The 15,234-nt window shown below is 70.7% G+C and carries 16 protein-coding genes; 8 read left to right on the top strand and 8 right to left on the bottom strand.

Annotated elements, in window-relative coordinates; all coding sequences use genetic code 11:
- Positions 1 to 15: 15 nt before the first annotated feature.
- From ACY0MJ_RS00275 to ACY0MJ_RS00260, 4 genes are read left to right on the top strand one after another with little or no spacing between them, the layout of a single operon-like run.
- Positions 16 to 1,239, top strand: a complete 1,224-nt coding sequence (locus ACY0MJ_RS00275) for an FAD-dependent oxidoreductase (RefSeq protein WP_462636228.1) — start codon at positions 16 to 18, stop codon at positions 1,237 to 1,239.
- A gap of 2 nt (positions 1,240 to 1,241) precedes the next feature.
- Positions 1,242 to 2,168: an alpha/beta hydrolase gene (locus tag ACY0MJ_RS00270; RefSeq protein WP_462636227.1), complete on the top strand. Its 927-nt coding sequence runs from the start codon at positions 1,242 to 1,244 to the stop codon at positions 2,166 to 2,168.
- A 10-nt stretch (positions 2,169 to 2,178) separates the two neighbouring features.
- The gene (locus ACY0MJ_RS00265; protein WP_462636226.1) at positions 2,179 to 3,105 is read left to right on the top strand and encodes a dihydrodipicolinate synthase family protein; all 927 of its coding nucleotides are present in this window, start codon (positions 2,179 to 2,181) and stop codon (positions 3,103 to 3,105) included.
- On the top strand, positions 3,102 to 3,521 hold the full coding sequence (locus ACY0MJ_RS00260) for a RidA family protein (RefSeq protein WP_462636225.1): 420 nt from the start codon (positions 3,102 to 3,104) through the stop codon (positions 3,519 to 3,521). Before ACY0MJ_RS00265 ends, ACY0MJ_RS00260 begins: the two co-directional genes overlap by 4 nt.
- 5 nt (positions 3,522 to 3,526) lie before the next feature.
- Here ACY0MJ_RS00260 and ACY0MJ_RS00255 read toward each other — a convergent pair whose 3' ends face one another.
- On the bottom strand, positions 3,527 to 4,192 hold the full coding sequence (locus ACY0MJ_RS00255; protein ID WP_462636224.1) for a GntR family transcriptional regulator: 666 nt from the start codon (positions 4,190 to 4,192) through the stop codon (positions 3,527 to 3,529).
- 118 nt (positions 4,193 to 4,310) lie between these two features.
- Here ACY0MJ_RS00255 and ACY0MJ_RS00250 point away from each other — a divergent pair, with 118 nt between their 5' ends.
- Positions 4,311 to 4,733, top strand: a complete 423-nt coding sequence (locus ACY0MJ_RS00250) for a VOC family protein (protein WP_462636223.1) — start codon at positions 4,311 to 4,313, stop codon at positions 4,731 to 4,733.
- Positions 4,733 to 5,677, top strand: a complete 945-nt coding sequence (locus ACY0MJ_RS00245) for a 2-hydroxyacid dehydrogenase (RefSeq protein WP_462636222.1) — start codon at positions 4,733 to 4,735, stop codon at positions 5,675 to 5,677. Before ACY0MJ_RS00250 ends, ACY0MJ_RS00245 begins: the two co-directional genes overlap by 1 nt.
- Positions 5,678 to 5,732: 55 nt before the next feature.
- Here ACY0MJ_RS00245 and ruvC read toward each other — a convergent pair whose 3' ends face one another.
- The 6 genes from ruvC to ACY0MJ_RS00215 are packed head-to-tail and all read right to left on the bottom strand — an operon-like array spanning position 5,733 to position 11,405.
- Positions 5,733 to 6,281 (bottom strand): crossover junction endodeoxyribonuclease RuvC, encoded by a 549-nt coding sequence (gene ruvC, locus ACY0MJ_RS00240; RefSeq protein WP_462636221.1) that lies wholly within the window; start codon positions 6,279 to 6,281, stop codon positions 5,733 to 5,735.
- A 5-nt stretch (positions 6,282 to 6,286) separates the two neighbouring features.
- Positions 6,287 to 7,021 (bottom strand): monofunctional biosynthetic peptidoglycan transglycosylase, encoded by a 735-nt coding sequence (gene mtgA / locus ACY0MJ_RS00235; protein WP_462636220.1) that lies wholly within the window; start codon positions 7,019 to 7,021, stop codon positions 6,287 to 6,289.
- A complete protein-coding gene (gene aroE / locus ACY0MJ_RS00230) occupies positions 7,018 to 7,860 on the bottom strand; it encodes a shikimate dehydrogenase (protein ID WP_462636219.1) in 843 nt (280 codons plus the stop codon). The genes mtgA and aroE overlap by 4 nt, the downstream gene beginning before the upstream one ends.
- Positions 7,860 to 8,714 (bottom strand): energy transducer TonB, encoded by an 855-nt coding sequence (locus tag ACY0MJ_RS00225; protein WP_462636218.1) that lies wholly within the window; start codon positions 8,712 to 8,714, stop codon positions 7,860 to 7,862. The genes aroE and ACY0MJ_RS00225 overlap by 1 nt, the downstream gene beginning before the upstream one ends.
- Before the next feature lie 4 nt (positions 8,715 to 8,718).
- Positions 8,719 to 10,779 carry a ribonuclease catalytic domain-containing protein gene (locus ACY0MJ_RS00220; RefSeq protein WP_462636217.1) on the bottom strand — a complete coding sequence of 687 codons (2,061 nt, stop codon included), beginning with the start codon at positions 10,777 to 10,779 and terminating at the stop codon, positions 8,719 to 8,721.
- A gap of 41 nt (positions 10,780 to 10,820) precedes the next feature.
- Complete coding sequence (locus ACY0MJ_RS00215; protein ID WP_462636216.1) at positions 10,821 to 11,405, bottom strand: YqiA/YcfP family alpha/beta fold hydrolase; 585 nt, start codon at positions 11,403 to 11,405, stop codon at positions 10,821 to 10,823.
- Between the two features lie 78 nt (positions 11,406 to 11,483).
- Here ACY0MJ_RS00215 and ACY0MJ_RS00210 point away from each other — a divergent pair, with 78 nt between their 5' ends.
- Positions 11,484 to 13,247, top strand: a complete 1,764-nt coding sequence (locus ACY0MJ_RS00210; protein ID WP_462636215.1) for a hybrid sensor histidine kinase/response regulator — start codon at positions 11,484 to 11,486, stop codon at positions 13,245 to 13,247.
- A gap of 6 nt (positions 13,248 to 13,253) precedes the next feature.
- Here ACY0MJ_RS00210 and ACY0MJ_RS00205 read toward each other — a convergent pair whose 3' ends face one another.
- The gene (locus ACY0MJ_RS00205; RefSeq protein ID WP_462636214.1) at positions 13,254 to 13,916 is read right to left on the bottom strand and encodes a response regulator transcription factor; all 663 of its coding nucleotides are present in this window, start codon (positions 13,914 to 13,916) and stop codon (positions 13,254 to 13,256) included.
- An 86-nt stretch (positions 13,917 to 14,002) separates the two neighbouring features.
- On the opposite strand from ACY0MJ_RS00205, the gene rodA reads away from it, so the two are divergent.
- Positions 14,003 to 15,157, top strand: a complete 1,155-nt coding sequence (gene rodA / locus ACY0MJ_RS00200; protein ID WP_462636213.1) for a rod shape-determining protein RodA — start codon at positions 14,003 to 14,005, stop codon at positions 15,155 to 15,157.
- Positions 15,158 to 15,234: the final 77 nt, after the last annotated feature.

Raw genomic sequence — 15,234 nt, 5'->3', positions numbered from 1 at the left:
AGAAAGAAGACAGACATGCAGCAAGGAAAGAACAGGGTCCTCGTCGTCGGCGCGGGACCGGTGGGAATGGTCTGCGCCCTGGCGCTGAACCGCGCGGGCATCCAGGTGACGGTGTTCGAGCAGGAGCCGGCGCCCGTGCGCGACCAGCGCGCCGCGTCGATCCACCCGACGACGCTGGAGATGCTGGACAAGCTGAACGTCACGGAGATGATCGTCCCGCGCGGCCTGGTCTCCGAGACCTACCAGTTCCGGGACCGCCCCTCCGGCGAGCTGATCGCCCAGTTCGACCTGCGCGACCTGCGCGACGAGTTCCGCTTCCCCTTCGTGCTGCAGTACGAGCAGTACAAGCTCACGCGCGACATCGCCGCGCGCTACGCCAACGAGTCCGACTTCGACGTGCGCTTCAGCCACCGCGTGCTGCAGGTGCGCGAGACGGCCGGCGGCGTGGAGCTCGAGGTGGAGGGCCCGGGCGGCGCCGTGCAGAAGCACCACGGCGAGTACGTCATCGGCTGCGACGGCGGCCGCAGCACCATCCGCAAGGCGGCCAAGATCGCCTTCGAGGGCTTCACCTATGAGGAGAACTTCGTCAAGATCGCGACGAAGTTCGACTTCCAGAGCGTGCACCCCGACTACGCCTACCGCACCTACTTCTCCGACCCGGACGAGTGGTGCAACCTGTTCAAGGTGCGCGGCGAGAGCGAGGACGGCCTGTGGCGCGCGATCTTCCCGACGCGCGCCGGCGAGTCGCCCGAGTACGCGGCCAGCCCCGAGGGCATCGAGGCGCGCCTGCAGAAGTTCTTCCCGAAGTCCGGCCGCTACGAGATCGCGTACGCGAACGTCTACGGCGTCAACCAGCGCGTGGCCGAGAGCTTCCGCAAGGGCCGCATCCTGCTGGCCGGCGACGCGGCGCACGTGAACAATCCCATCGGCGGCATGGGCATGAATGGCGGCATCCACGACGCGATCAACCTGGCCGAGAAGCTGACGCTGGTGATGCAGGGCAAGGAAGGCGACAAGCTGCTGGACCGCTACAGCCGCCAGCGCCGCCACGCCGCCGTGGCCTACGTGCAGGCGCAGACCATCGCCAACAAGAAGATGCTGGAAGAGAAGGACGAGGCGGCCCGCCGCGCGAAGTTCGACGAGCTGCGCCGCATCGCCGGCGACCGCGAGTCCGCCCGCCAGTACATGCGCCGCGCCTCGCTGGCCGAGAGCCTGCGCACGGCCAACGCGATCGAATAGGCATGCCGACCACGCTCGAGCCGCTCGGCGCCCTCCCGGCCGCGGACGCCCGCCTCTTCGCGGAGATCGGGCCCGTGTGGGGCTCGAACATCAACAAGCACCGCGACCTGGTGATCGCGACCTACAGCCCCATCGTGGCGCAGGCCGACAACGCCGGGATCGCCGTGCGGCGCGACATCCCCTACGGCGCGCATGCGCGCCAGGTGCTGGACGTGTTCACGCCCGCGCCGGGCGCGGATGCCGAGCGGCGCCAGGGCGACGTCGTGCTCTTCGTGCACGGCGGCGCCTTCATCCGCGGCAAGAAGAGCAGCAACGGCCACGTCTACGACAACCTCTGCTACTGGTTCGCGCGCCAGGGCTACACGGCGGTCAACATGGAGTACCGCCTGGCCCAGGATGCGCCGTATCCCGGCGGCGCCGAGGACGTCGCCGCGGCGGCGGAGTGGGCCAGCAACGCCGCGGACGGTCCGCGCGCGCGCCGGCTGTTCCTGATCGGGCATTCGGCCGGCGGCACGCACGTGGCCACCTGCCTGTTCGACCCGGCCTTCACGGCGCGCCCGGCGCGCGCCGCGGCGGCCGTCCTGGTGAGCGCCCGCCTGCGCGCGGACGTGCTGCCCGGCAACCCCAACGCCGAGGGCGTGCGCGCCTACTTCGGCGACGACGCGTCCCTCTACGAGGAGCGTTCGCCGGTCACGCACGCGCACCGCAGCCAGGTGCCGCTGCTGGTGGCGATCGCCGAATTCGAGAACCCCTACCTCGAGCAATACGGCGCCGAGTTCTTCCAGCGCGCGAGCGCCGCCCGCGCGCGGGCGCCACGCTTCCTCCAGATGAAGAAGCACAACCACACGTCCATCGTCGCCCACTTCAATTCGGGCGAGGAGCTCCTCGGACGCGAGATCGTCGACTTCTTCGAGCACATCCCTTCCTGAGCGGCCCACCATGCAAGCAAGCCATCCCCTCTCCGGCGTCTTCACGCCCGTCGTCACTCCCTTCCAGCGCGACCTGTCGGTCGACGACCGCCGTTTCTCGGCGTTCTGCCGCTGGCTCGTCTCGCAGGGCGCCGGCCTCGCCGTGTTCGGCACCAACAGCGAGGCGAATTCGCTGTCGCTCAAGGAGCGGCTGCGCCTGCTGGAGCGGCTGGTCACGGACGGCGTCGATCCGCGCCGCGTGATGCCGGGCACCGGCTGCTGCTCGCTGGACGAGACGGTGGAACTGACGCGCGCCGCCGTGCGCGCCGGCTGCGGCGGCGCGCTGATGCTGCCGCCCTTCTTCTACAAGGGCGTGTCCGACGAAGGCCTGTTCGACTTCTACGCGCGCGTGATCGAGCGCGTGGCCTCGCCGGAGCTGCGCGTCTACCTGTACCACATCCCGCAGGTGAGCGGCGTGCCGATCACGCACACGCTGATCGAGAAGCTGCTGCGCGCCTACCCCAAGACGGTGGTCGGCGTGAAGGACAGCTCGGGCGACTGGGCCAACACCGAAGGCATGCTCAAGCGCTTCCCCGGCTTCTCGGTCTTCCCGGCGTCCGAGGCGCTGATGGAGAAGGCGCTGCCGCTCGGCGCCGCCGGCTGCATCTCGGCCACCGCCAACATCCAGCCGGGCGCTATCGCCCAGCTGATCGCGCGCTTCGGCACGCCCGGCAGCGCGGAGCGCCAGGCGCAGGTGGGCGCCGTGCGCTCGCTGATGCAGTCCTTCCCCATGATCCCGGCGCTCAAGCACGTGATCGCGGACGCGTCGGACCTGCAGGACTGGGAGGCCGTGCGGCCGCCGCTGACGCTGCTGCCGTCCGAACAGGCGGACGCGCTGGTCGTCAAGCTGAAGACCCTGGGCTTCACCATGCCCGGCCTGCGGGAGGCGCTGCAATGAGCGAGACCATCGTCGCCGAACGGGCCAAGCCCCTGGGCAAGTACCCGCACGCCAAGCGCGCGGGCGACCTCGTGTTCCTCTCGGGCACGACGGCGCGGCAGCCCGATGGCAGCATCGCCGGCGTCACGAAGAGCGCCGACGGCAGCGTCCGCCGCGACACGGCGCTGCAGACGCGCATCGTCCTGCAGAACATCGCCCGCACGCTGGAGACCGTGGGCGGCTCGCTGCGCGACTGCGTGGACATGACGGTGTTCCTGGTCGACATGGCCGACTTCGACGCCTACAACCAGGTCTACGGCGAGTTCTTCGACGCGACGGGCCCGGCGCGCACGACGGTGGCCGTGCGCGCGCTGCCGCACCCGGACATGATGGTGGAGATGAAGGCGGTGGCGCTGCTGCCGCAGGGGCGCGCCTGAGGCGCTCAGGCGGCCTTGCGGGCCTGCTCCTGCTGCTGGCTGCGCAGCAGGCGGATCACGGTGGTGCTCAGGCGCGCGTTGTGGCTGCGCATCGCCGTGTAGGCCGCCTCCGGGTCGCCCTTGAGGATCGCATCCACCACCGCCGTGTGTTCCCCGTGCGAGACGCTGAAGCGCACCTCGATCTCCGGCTGCGCCTGGCGGAAGGGCGCCAGGCGCGCCCGCAGGTCCTCCACCAGCGAGGCCAGCACTTCGTTGTGCGCGCCCGCGCAGAGGAGCCGGTGGAACTGGTCGTTCATCGCCAGGTAGCCCTCGGTGTCGTTCGCCTCGGCGAACTTGGCGCCCTGTTCGTGCAGGAACTCGAGCTCCTTCTTCTCCATGACCGTCATGTACTCGGCCGATCGGCGCGCGCACAGCGATTCGAGTTCGCCGTCGGCGTCGAGGAGCTCGGCGAGGCGGTCGATGCCGATGCTGGCGACCACGCCGACGCGCCGGGGCGACATCTCCACCAGGCCGCGCGAGCCCAGCAGGCGCAGCGCCTCGCGGATGGGCGTGCGCGAGACCTGGAAACGCTCGGCCAGCGTGCGTTCGTCGAGTTTCTCCCCGGGACGCAGGTTGCCCTTGATGATGTCGTCCGCGAGGGTCTTGTAGATGCGTGTGCCGATGTTGGACATGCTCCATTGTGCCCGAAGGCGCGAAATCCCCGCCAGTGAGGTGCCAAATTATGTTTCATGTGCGCCAAATATGTTGTTTGGTATACCATTGCGCCCAGACAAACAGAGGATGAACCGGATGGCGAAACTACGTCACATCGCACTTTCCGTCAGCGACCCGGAGGCGGCCGCCCGCTTCTTCGAACAGGCTTTCGGCATGAAGAGGGCCGGCAACGCGATGCGCGGCGTCTACATGACCGACGGCGTGATGAACGTGGCGCTGCTGAACTTCAAGGACGAGACGGTCCCCGGCTATGCGGGCCTCAAGGACGTGCGCGGCGTCATCCACTTCGGCATGTGGGTCGACAACCTGGAGGAGAGCGAGGCCGCGGTGAAGGCCGCCGGCGGCACCTACCTGACGGGGCGCAAGGAGCTCAACCCGAACGTGTACTACGAGGTGAAGTACCGCACGCCCGACGGCATCGTGTTCGACCTGACGGAAAGCGGCTGGAAGGGCGCCGTGAAGGATGTCGTGCCCGTCGCCGGCAAGGAGGGCGCCTGATGAAGCCGCAACTGATCGCGCTGATCCCGCTGCCGGAGCACACCGTGGAGGCGCTGCGCTCGCGCTATGAACTGTCCTACCAGCCGGAGAGCGGCGGGCAGCCGGAGCTGACGCCCGCGCAGGCCGAGGCGACGGTCGCCGTCGTCACCAACGGGTCCACCGGCTGCAGCGCCCGCCTGATGGAGCGGCTGCCCGCGCTGAAGGTGGTCTGCTCCTTCGGCGCGGGCTACGAGAAGGTCGACGTGGCGGCGGCCCGCGGCCGCTCGGTCGTGGTGACGCACGCGCCCGGCGCGAACGCCGCCACCGTCGCCGACCACGCCATCGGGCTCGCGCTCGCGCTCGCCCGCGGCTACTGCGGCCTGAGCGCCGCGGTGAAGGCCGGCAAGTGGAAGAGCTCGCGCGGCGAGCGGGCCACGCTCAACGGCTCCACGGTCGGCATCGTCGGCATGGGCCGGGTCGGCCAGCTGATCGCCCGGCGCGCCTCCGCCTTCGATGCGCGCATCGCGTACTTCGACATCGCGGCGCGCGACGGCGTACCCGGCACCTTCGTCGACAACGTGCGCGACCTGGCCGAAGCGGCGGACTTCCTGATCGCCGCCTGCCCCGGCGGCCCCTCCACGCACCACATCGTCGACTACGAGGTGCTCAAGCGCCTGGGTCCGGAGGGCTACGCGATCAACGTCTCGCGCGGCACGGTGTTCGCGACCGCCGACGTGGTGCGCGCCCTGCGCGAAGGCCTGATCGCGGGGGCCGGGCTGGACGTGCTGGAAGAGGAGCCGGAGGTGCCGGCCGAACTGGCCGCGTTCGACAACGTGCTGCTCACGCCGCACGTGGCGGGGCGCTCGCCGGCGTCCTTCGTGGCGCAGAAGGAGGCTTTGCTGCTGAGCCTGGAAGAGGCGCTGGCGGGAAAGGACTGCAGCTACCTGGTGCCGGAGCTGCGCTAGGGGCCGGCCCTCACCCCGGCCCTCTCCCGCAAGCGGGAGAGGGAGCAAGGCAGGGTCAGATGACCCGGCCGGTCTTGTACGCGCCGGTATTCCGCCGCGCCACGTTCCCCGCCTCCTGGATCCGCGCCGTCGCGATCGCCGCGTGGGCGTGCGTGATCGCCAGCCCCAGCGCATCGGCCGCGTCCTTGCCGGGCAGGGCGGGCAGCTGCAGCAGGCGCTTGACCATCTGCTGCACTTCCGCCTTCGCGGCCTTGCCGGTGCCGGCCACCGCCTGCTTCATCTGCATGGGCGTGTACTCCGCGACGGCCAGCTCGCAGGCGACCAGCGCCGTGACGCAGGCGCCGCGCGCCTGCCCCAGCAGCAGCGTGGACTGCGGGTTCACGTTGACGAACACGATCTCGATCGCCGCCGCGTCGGGCCGGTAGCGCGTGCGCAGTTCGCCGATGCCGTCGTACAGCACCTTCAGGCGCGCCGGCAGGTCGCCGCGCGCGAGGTGGGTCGTGGTGATCGTGCCGCTCGCGACGTAGCGCAGCGTGTAGCCGTCCGCATCGATCACGCCGAAGCCGGTGGTCTGGAGGCCCGGGTCGATGCCGAGGATGCGCATGGTCCTCAGGGCAGTTCCGCGTGCCGCATGCGCGCCGCGATGGTGGAGGCGCGGCTGGCGAGGTAGCCGGAGCCCGGGTTCTTCTCGAAGCGCTTGGGCTGCGGCAGCATCACCGCGAGCCGCGCCGCCTCCCAGGCCGTCAGCCGGCTGGCGCTCTTGCGGTAGTAGTGCTGCGCCGCCGCCTCGGCGCCGAACACGCCTTCGCCCCATTCGACGCTGTTCAGGTAGATCTCCAGGATGCGTTCCTTCGACAGCGCCTGCTCCAGCACCATCGTCAGCACGAACTCCTGGCCCTTGCGCAGCAGGCTGCGCTCGCCGGAAAGCAGCAGGTTCTTGGCCAGCTGCTGCGTGATCGTGGAACCGCCGACGATCTTCGGCGGCTTGACGGGCTTCGAAGGCGCGAGCTGGGCGCGGCGCTCCGCCCGCGCCTCCGCCTTGGCATTGCGCTCCCAGGCCTTCTCCACCGCGTCCCAGTCCACGCCGTCGTGGTTGGCGAAGCCGTCGTCCTCCGAGGCGATCACCGCGCGCTTGAGGTTGTCGGAGATCCGGTCGTAGGGCACCCACTCCTGGCGCCAGCGCAGCTTGTCCTTCTGCGTCGCGATGCGGAAGGCTTCCGAGCGCTGGAAGCTCGTGGATTCCGGGTCCACGACGGACATGAGGGCGATGCGCGCGATGAAGAACAGCTGCAGCGCGACGAACGCCAGCAGCACCAGCCCCAGCCAGCGGGCGAAGGCGTTCATCGCGCGAGCTCCTTGCGCAGCTCCGCCAGCACCTGCCGCGAGGGCGGGCGCACGCCGCGCCAGAACAGGAAGGCTTCGGCCGCCTGCTCCACCAGCATGCCGAGGCCGTCGCGCCCGGTCGCGCCGTGTTCGCGCGCCCATTGCAGGAAGTCCCCGGCGGCCGGCCCGTACATCAGGTCGCAGGCCAGCGCGCCCGGCGCCAGCACGGATGCGGCCACAGGCACGCCGCTGCCCGCCATGCTGCTCGCGGTGGCGTTGATCACGGCGTGGAAGCGGCCCGGCACCGCGGCCAGCGCGCAGGCCTGCAGGTCCGCGCCCGATGCGGCGGCGAGCGCCGCATGCGATGCCACCAGCGCCTGCGCCTTGCCGACGGTGCGGTTGGCCACGACGATGCGGCGCGGCCGCGCCTGCAGCAGCGGCGCCAGCACGCCCGCCGCGGCGCCGCCGGCGCCCAGCAGCAGCAGGTCGCGGCCCGCCAGCGCGAAGCCGGCGTTGCCCTGCAGGTCCGCCACCAGCCCGATGCCGTCGGTGTTGTCGCCGTGGATGCCGTCGGCCTCCAGCCGCAGCGTGTTGCAGGCGCCGGCCAGTTCGGCGCGGTCGCTGCGGAAGTCCGCCAGCGCGGCGGCCTCGAACTTGAAGGGCACGGTGACGTTGCAGCCCTTGCCGCCTTCGGCGCGGAAGTCGCGCAGGGCGGCCGCGAAGCCGTCCACCGGCACCAGGCGCTTGCCGTATTCCACCGCCTGCCCGGTGAGGGCGGCGAAGCGGGCGTGGATCCACGGCGACTTGCTGTGTTCCACGGGATTGCCCATGACGCAGTAACGGTCCACGGTGTGCGCCATCAGCGGTTCGTGAGCTTGGTCTCGAGCGTGTCTTCGCGCGTGAACTTGAAGCGCGAGACCACGACGATCTGGTCGGCCTTGCGGCGCATCGCCTCGTTGAAGCGGCCGAACGGTCCGGCGGCGCGCGCGATGGACGCGGCGCGGCGGTCCAGCACGCGGTTGCCGGAGGTCTCCACCACCTCGGTGTCCAGCACGCGGCCGTCGAAGTTGACGGTGACGATCATGGTCAGCTCGCCGTACAGCTTGCGGCCCGCCAGCTCGGGGAAGTTGCGCGTGCCGCGGTCCTCGATCCGGCGCCGCAGCGCGTCGTAGTAGACCGCGTACACCTCCTCGCGCGTCGAGGGGCTGATGTAGCGCTTCTTGGGCCGCGCGTTCTCCTCGTTGATGCGCTTCTCGATCTCGGCCAGCAGCTTCATCAGCCGCCGGCGCTTGTCCTCGCGCGCCGCCGCTTCCGGGTTGGTGCGGACCTGCTTCGGGTCCGCCGGGGGCATCGCCGCCAGGGTGCGCTTGATGCGGGCGAGCATCAGCATCTGCTGCTCCTGCATCGCCTCGATCTTCTTCTGCTCGTCTTCCGCGGCGTCGCCGAAGCTGGTGAGCGCCGAGGGCGGCAGCGGCGAGGTCGCGCGGCCCTGGTCGGCTTCGCCGCCGCCGGCCAGCGTGCGCTGCGCGATGGCCTGCGCGCGCTCCACCTTCTCGCTGGTGTGGGCGTTGACCAGCACCACCTCCAGCGGGGTGTCCTGGAAGACGCGGTCGAAGCCTTCCGGATCGACGATGCGCACGGTGAGCACCGCGGCGTGGACGAGGACGGACACGCCCAGAGCGATCTGCAGGGTGCTGAGGGACCGGAAGTTCACGAAATCAATTATCGGCGGCAGCGGGTGCCGGGGCGGCTTCGTCCTCGGGAGTGTCGGTGACATCCACCGCGATCGCAATCGGACCGGCGACGGTTTCCTCCTCGCTGTCGTCTTCTGCCGACGCCGGCTGCGCCGCGCTGTCCAGGCGCTGCGTCACCGTGCCGTTCACGTCCAGCGTGATCAGGTCGATCGCGCCCAGCTTCAGGCGCACGCGGGCGCCGCGGGGGAGGTCCGCGGTACCCATCACGGGCAGCACCAGCGGCAGCGTGTCGGCGCGCGCCAGGCCCTCCTTGAACACCGTCGCCTCCAGCTCGGTGATGCCCTGCTGCTGCAGGTACTTGAGCGTCCAGTAGCGCTCCATCGCGGCCTGGTGGGCGTTGTACGCGCTGTAGGCCGCATCGAAGGCGGAGATGATCGAGAACAGCTCCGCGTCCTTGGGCTTGAAGGGCGCGGCCAGGGCCGCGGTGCGGCCGTGGCGGGCGGCCGCGATGATCTGCCACTGGTTCACGAGGTCGGTGTAGCGGCGCAGCGGCGACGTGCTCCAGGCATAGCTCTTCACGCCGATGCCCGCGTGCGGCAGCGACTTCGTGCCCATGCGCACCTTCACGCCGGGCGCCAGGCTGGCCTGGCTGCGGTAGATGGCGGGCACGCCCAGCTCCGCGAGCCACAGGCCCCAGGTGCTGTTGGCGAGGATCATGGCCTCGGCCACCAGCAGGTCCAGCGGGGCGCCGCGCTTGCGCACCGTGATCTCCACGGTCTCGTCGCCTTCCGGGCCGTCGTCGCCGGCGTCGGGCACGCGGAAGCTGTAGTCGGGCCGGTTGAAGGTCTCGGGCTTGCCGCGCACGATCTCGCGCTGCGCCTTCAGGTGGCGGCCCAGGCGGAACAGGAAGGCGAGCTCGGGGCGGAAGCGCGCCGCCGCCTCGGGCACGCCGTCGGCCGGCGCCGACGGATCCTCCAGCAAGGTTTCGCTCAGGAAGGCATCGAGCTGGTCGTGCCGCAGGTTGACGGCGACGGGCACGCGCTCCAGGCGCGTCTCGCTGGCCTGCACCGCCAGCGAGGCCTCGTCGATCCGCAGGTAGAGCGACACCGCGGGGGAGTCGCGTCCCTCCAGCAGGGTGTAGGCCTGCACCACGTCGTCGGGCAGCATGGTGATCTTGTGGCCCGGCATGTAGACCGTGGACAGGCGCTGGCGCGCGACCTGGTCCAGCGGCGCCGCCGGCGCGATGGCGAGGCCCGGCGCCGCGATGTGGATGCCCACCGTCACCGTGCCGCTGCCCAGGCCCTGCACGGACAGGGCGTCGTCGATCTCGGTGGTGCTCGAATCGTCGACCGAGAAGGCCTGCACGGCCGCCAGCGGCAGCTCCTCCTGGATCGCGGGCGCCGCCACCGGCGGGAAGCCGGTGCCCTTGGGGAAGTACTCCAGCAGGAAGCGCTTCCAGTGGAACTGGTAGGGCGAGGTGATCGCCCCGGCCTTCTGCAGCAGCGCCAGCGGCGCCGTCTGCGTGTTGCGCGAGGCCTCGACCACCGACTTGTATTCGGGGGCGTTCTTGTCCGGCTTGAACAGGATGCGATAGAGCTGCTCGCGGATCGCGGGCGGGCAGCTGCCGGCCGCGAGTTCGGCGGCCCAGGCGGAGATCTGCGCCTGCACCTGCTTCTTCTTCTCGATGGCGGCCAGCGCCTGCTGCAGGATCTCGGCCGGCGCCTTGCGGAAGCGCCCGCGGCCGGCCCGGCGGAAATAGTGGGGCGCCTCGAACAGGCGCAGCAGCGCGGCGGCCTGCTGGCCCAGCGTCGCCTGGGCGCTGAAATATTCACGGGCCAGGTCGGCGAAGCCGAACTCCTCCTCGGGCGCGAACTCCCAGGCGAGGTCCAGCTCGATGCCCTCCGCGAGCGCGCGGGCCTCCTGCAGCAGCTCCTGCGGCTGCGGCTTCTCGAAGCGCAGCAGCACGTTCGCCGCCTTCACCTTGACCCGCTTGCCGCTTTCCAGCTCCACCTGCGCCGAGGCGTCCGATTCGGACAGCACCCGGCCGGAGAGGAATTTCCCGGCATCTTCGAACAACACGTACATCGCCGGATTGTCCCATGCGCCTCCCGGCGCCACCGTCGGGCTCAGGCGAGTTGCAGGAAGGCGAGCACTTCCTCCAGGTGCGCGTCGAAATCCGACAGCGCGTGGTCGCCGCCTTCCAGCAGCTTCGTGCGCACGCCGGGGTAGCGGCCGGTCATCTCGCGCCAGTCCAGCACCTCGTCGCCCTTGGCGATGACGGCGAAGTAGCGCCCGGGATGGCGCACCGGGCCGCATTCCAGCGCCCGCAGTTCGTCCAGGAAGCCGGGCTCCACCACGAAGCGTTCGTCCGGGTCGTGCCAAGACGTCTGCTCGCCGAGGTAGCCGTGCAGGTCGCGCGCCGGGTCCACCGCCGGATTGAGCAGGACCGCGCGGCAGCCGGTGCGCTCGGCGACCCAGGTCGCGTAGAAGCCGCCGAGCGAGGAGCCGACAACGGCCATGCGCTCCGCCGGCCACGCGGCGATGCCGCGCAGCACCAGCTCCATGGCGGCCCGGGGCGAAGGCGGCAGCTGCGGGCACCACCAGGTGACGGCGGGATGGCGCGCGCGCACGGCGGCTTCCGTCCGCTGCGCCTTGAAGGAGCGCGGGGAGGAGCGGAAGCCGTGCAAATACAACAAGTGCGTGGTGTCCATCCACCGGATGGTAGAGGGGGATCGTTCCGATTTGCAGAACATCTCCGGTTCGGCCAGACTCCGGGCCCGGAGCAGAAGTTGGCAGAAGAAGAACGATCCGCGGCAGGCGAACCCGCCGCCTCCGCGGAACTGGTGGAACGCAGCGTGGCCATGATCCTCGCCCAGACCCGGGCCGGGGCCGCCACCGCGTTGCTGATGGGCGCCATCCTGGGCATCGTGTTCCAGCCGGCCGTGGGCTGGCCGACCTTCCTCGGCTGGTACCTGCTGCTGGCCGCCGGCATGCTCTCCTGGCAGCCCTTCTTCCGCTGGCTCGTCGCGCGCCACGGCCGGACCGAGCGCACCCTGCATGCCATCGCGGCCACCGCGGCCGTGACCGGCTGGACCGGAACGCTGTGCGTCCCGCTGTTCTCGCCCTTCGTCTCGGTGGCCGACCTCGGCGTGCTGACCATCATCATGGTCGGCTGGGCCACGGTGGCGGTGGCGCTGCTGGCCGTGCAGCCGCGCATCTACGCGCTGTTCCTGGCCGCCTGCCTGGCGACGATCTTCCTCGGCTGGGTGCCGCGCACGGGCACGCGCGAGCTGCTGCTGATCGGCACGTCCATGCTGCTGGGCGGGCCCATGCTGGTGCGGCTGGCGCGCATCGTCCGGTCGCAACTGCAGGACGCGGTGCAGGCCGCGCAGCAGAACGCCGTGCTCGTGGTGCAGCTGCGCGAGGCACTGCGCAAGCAGCAGGAGGCCCAGCGCGCCCGGTCGCGCTTCCTCGGCGCGGCCAGCCACGACCTGCGCCAGCCCGTGCAGGCGCTGCTGTTCCTGGCCGACATCTTCCGGCGCTCCACCGATCCGTCCCGCCGCGACGCCATGGCGCAGCAGATCGTGCGCACCGGCGAATCCATCGACGGCATGTTCCGGCACCTGGTGGACTTCGCCCAGATCGACGCCGGCACCATGAAGGCCGTCGTGCAGCCCGTGCAGCTGGACCAGCTGGTGGCCGCCGCCGTCTCCGGCTTCGCCGAGAAGTGCGCCGCGCGCGGGCTGCGCTTCCGGCTGGAGCTGGCCGGGCCGGTGCGCGTCGCGGGCGATCCCGTGCTGCTGGAGCGCATGCTGCGCAACTTCCTGGACAACGCATACAAGTACTCGCTGGGCGGCGAGATCGCTCTCACGGTGCGCAGCGGAAGCGGTGGCGTGCTGGTGAGCGTGAGCGACCAGGGCGTGGGCATGGAATCGGAAGACCTGGCCCAGGCGTGCAACGCCTTCTACCGCGGCCGCTCGGCCAGCGTCGCGGAGGCCGAAGGCATCGGCCTCGGGCTGGCCGTGTCGCGCCACATGGCCGACCTGATGCAGGTGCCGCTGCAGATCGAGTCCCAGCCCGGGCGCGGCACCTGCGTGAGCCTGCGCCTGGCGGCCGCCCAGGTGGAAGGCGCGGTGGCGGGCTCGCCGGTGCACGAGCGGGGCGACGCGATGCTGCGCGGCCGGCTGGTGGCGGTGGTGGAGAACGACCGCCTGGCGCGGGAGGCGCTGTGCGACTGGCTGCTGGAAGCCGGCGCGCGCGTCGCCGCGGGCGCTTCGCTGGCGCAGGTGCTGGAACAGCTGCGCGAGGCCGAAGGCCCGCCGGACCTGGTGCTGGCGGACTACCACCTCGCGGACGGCACCGGCGTGGACGCGGTGGAGGCGGTGCGGGCCGCCTACGGGCCGCTGCCGGCGTGGATCGTCTCCGGCGAGCCGGACATCCATGAGCGCGGGCTCGCCCTGCCGGTGCTGCAGAAGCCGATCACGCCGGAGCGCCTGCTGCAGGCCTTGCGGCCGGCCTTCCCCGGCGGCGACGCGCTGCCCGTGCGCGCCTGACGCGCCTCAGGGCGACGAGGGTTCGAGGTCGCGGATGCTGATGCCCGCGCGCGCCAGCGCGTAGACCGCCTCGGTGCGGTTGGACACCACCAGCGCCTGGAGGATGTGCGCCACGTGCGACTTCACCGTCGTGTCCGACAGGCCGAGGTCGCGGGCGATCGCCTTGTTGGGCTTGCCCTGCACGATGCCCAGCAGCACCTGGCGCTGGCGGTCGGTGAGCTTCGCGCCCAGGCGGCTCCAGGCGTCCTGCTGCGCCCGGCTGGCCGGCGCGGCGACGCTCAGGCTGGCGGGCGGCAGGTAGACGCCGCCGGCGAGCACGCGCGTGAGCGCGGCGTGGAACTGGTCGCTGCCGGCGGACTTGGACAGGAAGCCGAAGGCGCCGAGCTCGACGCACTCGTGCACCACGGCCGGGTCCTCGTTGCCCGACAGCACGAGCACCGGCACCTCGGGCCGGCGGCTGCGCATCGCCCGCACGGAGTCGAGCCCGCTGTAGCCGGGCATGTGCAGGTCCAGGATCAGCAGGTCGGCCTGCAGGCCCTCGTCCAGCCGCTGGAAGGCGGCGTCGAGCGTGGCGCACTCGACCACCTCGACCTCCATGCCCGTCGTCTGCAGCGTGTAGGCGACCCCGCTGCGGTACAGGGGATGGTCATCGACGACGAGGATGTTCATGCGGCGCTGCAAGGTGCGGCGGATGTTAGCAGCCGCCGGGCAGCGCGACACCACGGCCATTGGGAGGAGGCGGAGGATAATCCGCCATGGCCGCCGTCTTCGAAAAACCGTCGTTCCGCCAGCGCATCCTGCCCATGCTGCAGGGCTTCGACGGGCCCCTCGCCTTCGCCGTCTTCCTGCTGGCCTGCGCCGGGCTGCTGACCATGTACAGCTCCGGCTACGACCACGGCACCCGCTTCGTCGACCACGCGCGCAACATGGTGCTGGCCGGCACGATCATGTTCGTGGTCGCGCAGATCCCGCCCCAGCGGCTGATGAGCTTCGCCGTGCCCTTGTACGTGCTCGGCGTGGCGCTGCTGGTGGCCGTCGCCGTGTTCGGCATCACCAAGAAGGGCGCGAAACGCTGGATCAACGTGGGCGTGGTGATCCAGCCCAGCGAGATCCTGAAGATCGCCATGCCGCTGATGCTCGCCTGGTGGTTCCAGAAGCGCGAGGGGCAGCTGCGCCCTCTCGACTTCATCGTGGCCGGGGTGCTGCTGGCGCTGCCGGTGGCCCTGATCATGAAGCAGCCGGACCTGGGCACGTCCATGCTGGTGCTGGCGGCGGGCCTGTCGGTGATCTTCTTCGCCGGCCTGTCCTGGAAGCTCATCATCCCGCCGCTGGTGCTGGGGCTGGTGGGGCTGGTGCTGATCGTGGCCTTCGAGGGCACGCTGTGCGCCGACGGCTTCCGCTGGCCCATCCTGCACGACTACCAGCAGCAGCGCATCTGCACGCTGCTGGACCCGACCAAGGATCCGCTGGGCAAGGGCTTCCACATCATCCAGGGGATGATCGCCATCGGCTCGGGCGGCATCTTCGGCAAGGGCTTCATGCAGGGCACCCAGACGCACCTGGAGTTCATCCCCGAGCGCACGACGGACTTCATCTTCGCCGCCTTCTCCGAGGAGTTCGGCCTGCTGGGCAACCTGTTCCTGATCGCCAGCTTCCTGTTCCTGGTGCTGCGCGGCCTGGCCATCGCCATCGAGGCGCCGACGCTGTTCTCGCGGCTGCTGGCCGGCGCCGTGACCATGATCTTCTTCACCTATGCCTTCGTGAACATGGGCATGGTGAGCGGCATCCTGCCCGTCGTGGGCGTGCCGCTGCCCTTCATCAGCTACGGCGGCACGGCGATGGTGACGCTCGGGATGGGCCTGGGCATCCTGATGTCGATCTCGAAATCGAAGCGGCTGGTGCAGACGTAGTGCTTTCGCTCTCCCGAAGGGGAGAGGCGGATCGCGGCGCGCGCAGGCACCATCGCGGTGTCGTTGGGTTGGACGGA

The sequence above is a fragment of the Ramlibacter sp. bp-362 genome, assembly GCF_054956735.1.
Note: the sequence above shows the minus strand (reverse complement) of the source record. Positions and strands in the feature narration are given on the sequence as shown.

Coding starts and splice junctions, on each gene's coding strand:
- ruvC (WP_462636221.1), bottom strand. CDS start 6,281: ATGCGCATCCTCGGCATCGACCCGGGCCTCCAGACCACCGGCTTCGGC.
- ACY0MJ_RS00275 (WP_462636228.1), top strand. CDS start 16: ATGCAGCAAGGAAAGAACAGGGTCCTCGTCGTCGGCGCGGGACCGGTG.
- ACY0MJ_RS00265 (WP_462636226.1), top strand. CDS start 2,179: ATGCAAGCAAGCCATCCCCTCTCCGGCGTCTTCACGCCCGTCGTCACT.
- ACY0MJ_RS00245 (WP_462636222.1), top strand. CDS start 4,733: ATGAAGCCGCAACTGATCGCGCTGATCCCGCTGCCGGAGCACACCGTG.
- mtgA (WP_462636220.1), bottom strand. CDS start 7,021: ATGAACGCCTTCGCCCGCTGGCTGGGGCTGGTGCTGCTGGCGTTCGTC.
- ACY0MJ_RS00255 (WP_462636224.1), bottom strand. CDS start 4,192: ATGTCCAACATCGGCACACGCATCTACAAGACCCTCGCGGACGACATC.
- ACY0MJ_RS00270 (WP_462636227.1), top strand. CDS start 1,242: ATGCCGACCACGCTCGAGCCGCTCGGCGCCCTCCCGGCCGCGGACGCC.
- ACY0MJ_RS00205 (WP_462636214.1), bottom strand. CDS start 13,916: ATGAACATCCTCGTCGTCGATGACCATCCCCTGTACCGCAGCGGGGTC.
- ACY0MJ_RS00250 (WP_462636223.1), top strand. CDS start 4,311: ATGGCGAAACTACGTCACATCGCACTTTCCGTCAGCGACCCGGAGGCG.
- ACY0MJ_RS00260 (WP_462636225.1), top strand. CDS start 3,102: ATGAGCGAGACCATCGTCGCCGAACGGGCCAAGCCCCTGGGCAAGTAC.
- rodA (WP_462636213.1), top strand. CDS start 14,003: ATGGCCGCCGTCTTCGAAAAACCGTCGTTCCGCCAGCGCATCCTGCCC.
- ACY0MJ_RS00215 (WP_462636216.1), bottom strand. CDS start 11,405: ATGGACACCACGCACTTGTTGTATTTGCACGGCTTCCGCTCCTCCCCG.
- aroE (WP_462636219.1), bottom strand. CDS start 7,860: ATGGCGCACACCGTGGACCGTTACTGCGTCATGGGCAATCCCGTGGAA.
- ACY0MJ_RS00220 (WP_462636217.1), bottom strand. CDS start 10,779: ATGTACGTGTTGTTCGAAGATGCCGGGAAATTCCTCTCCGGCCGGGTG.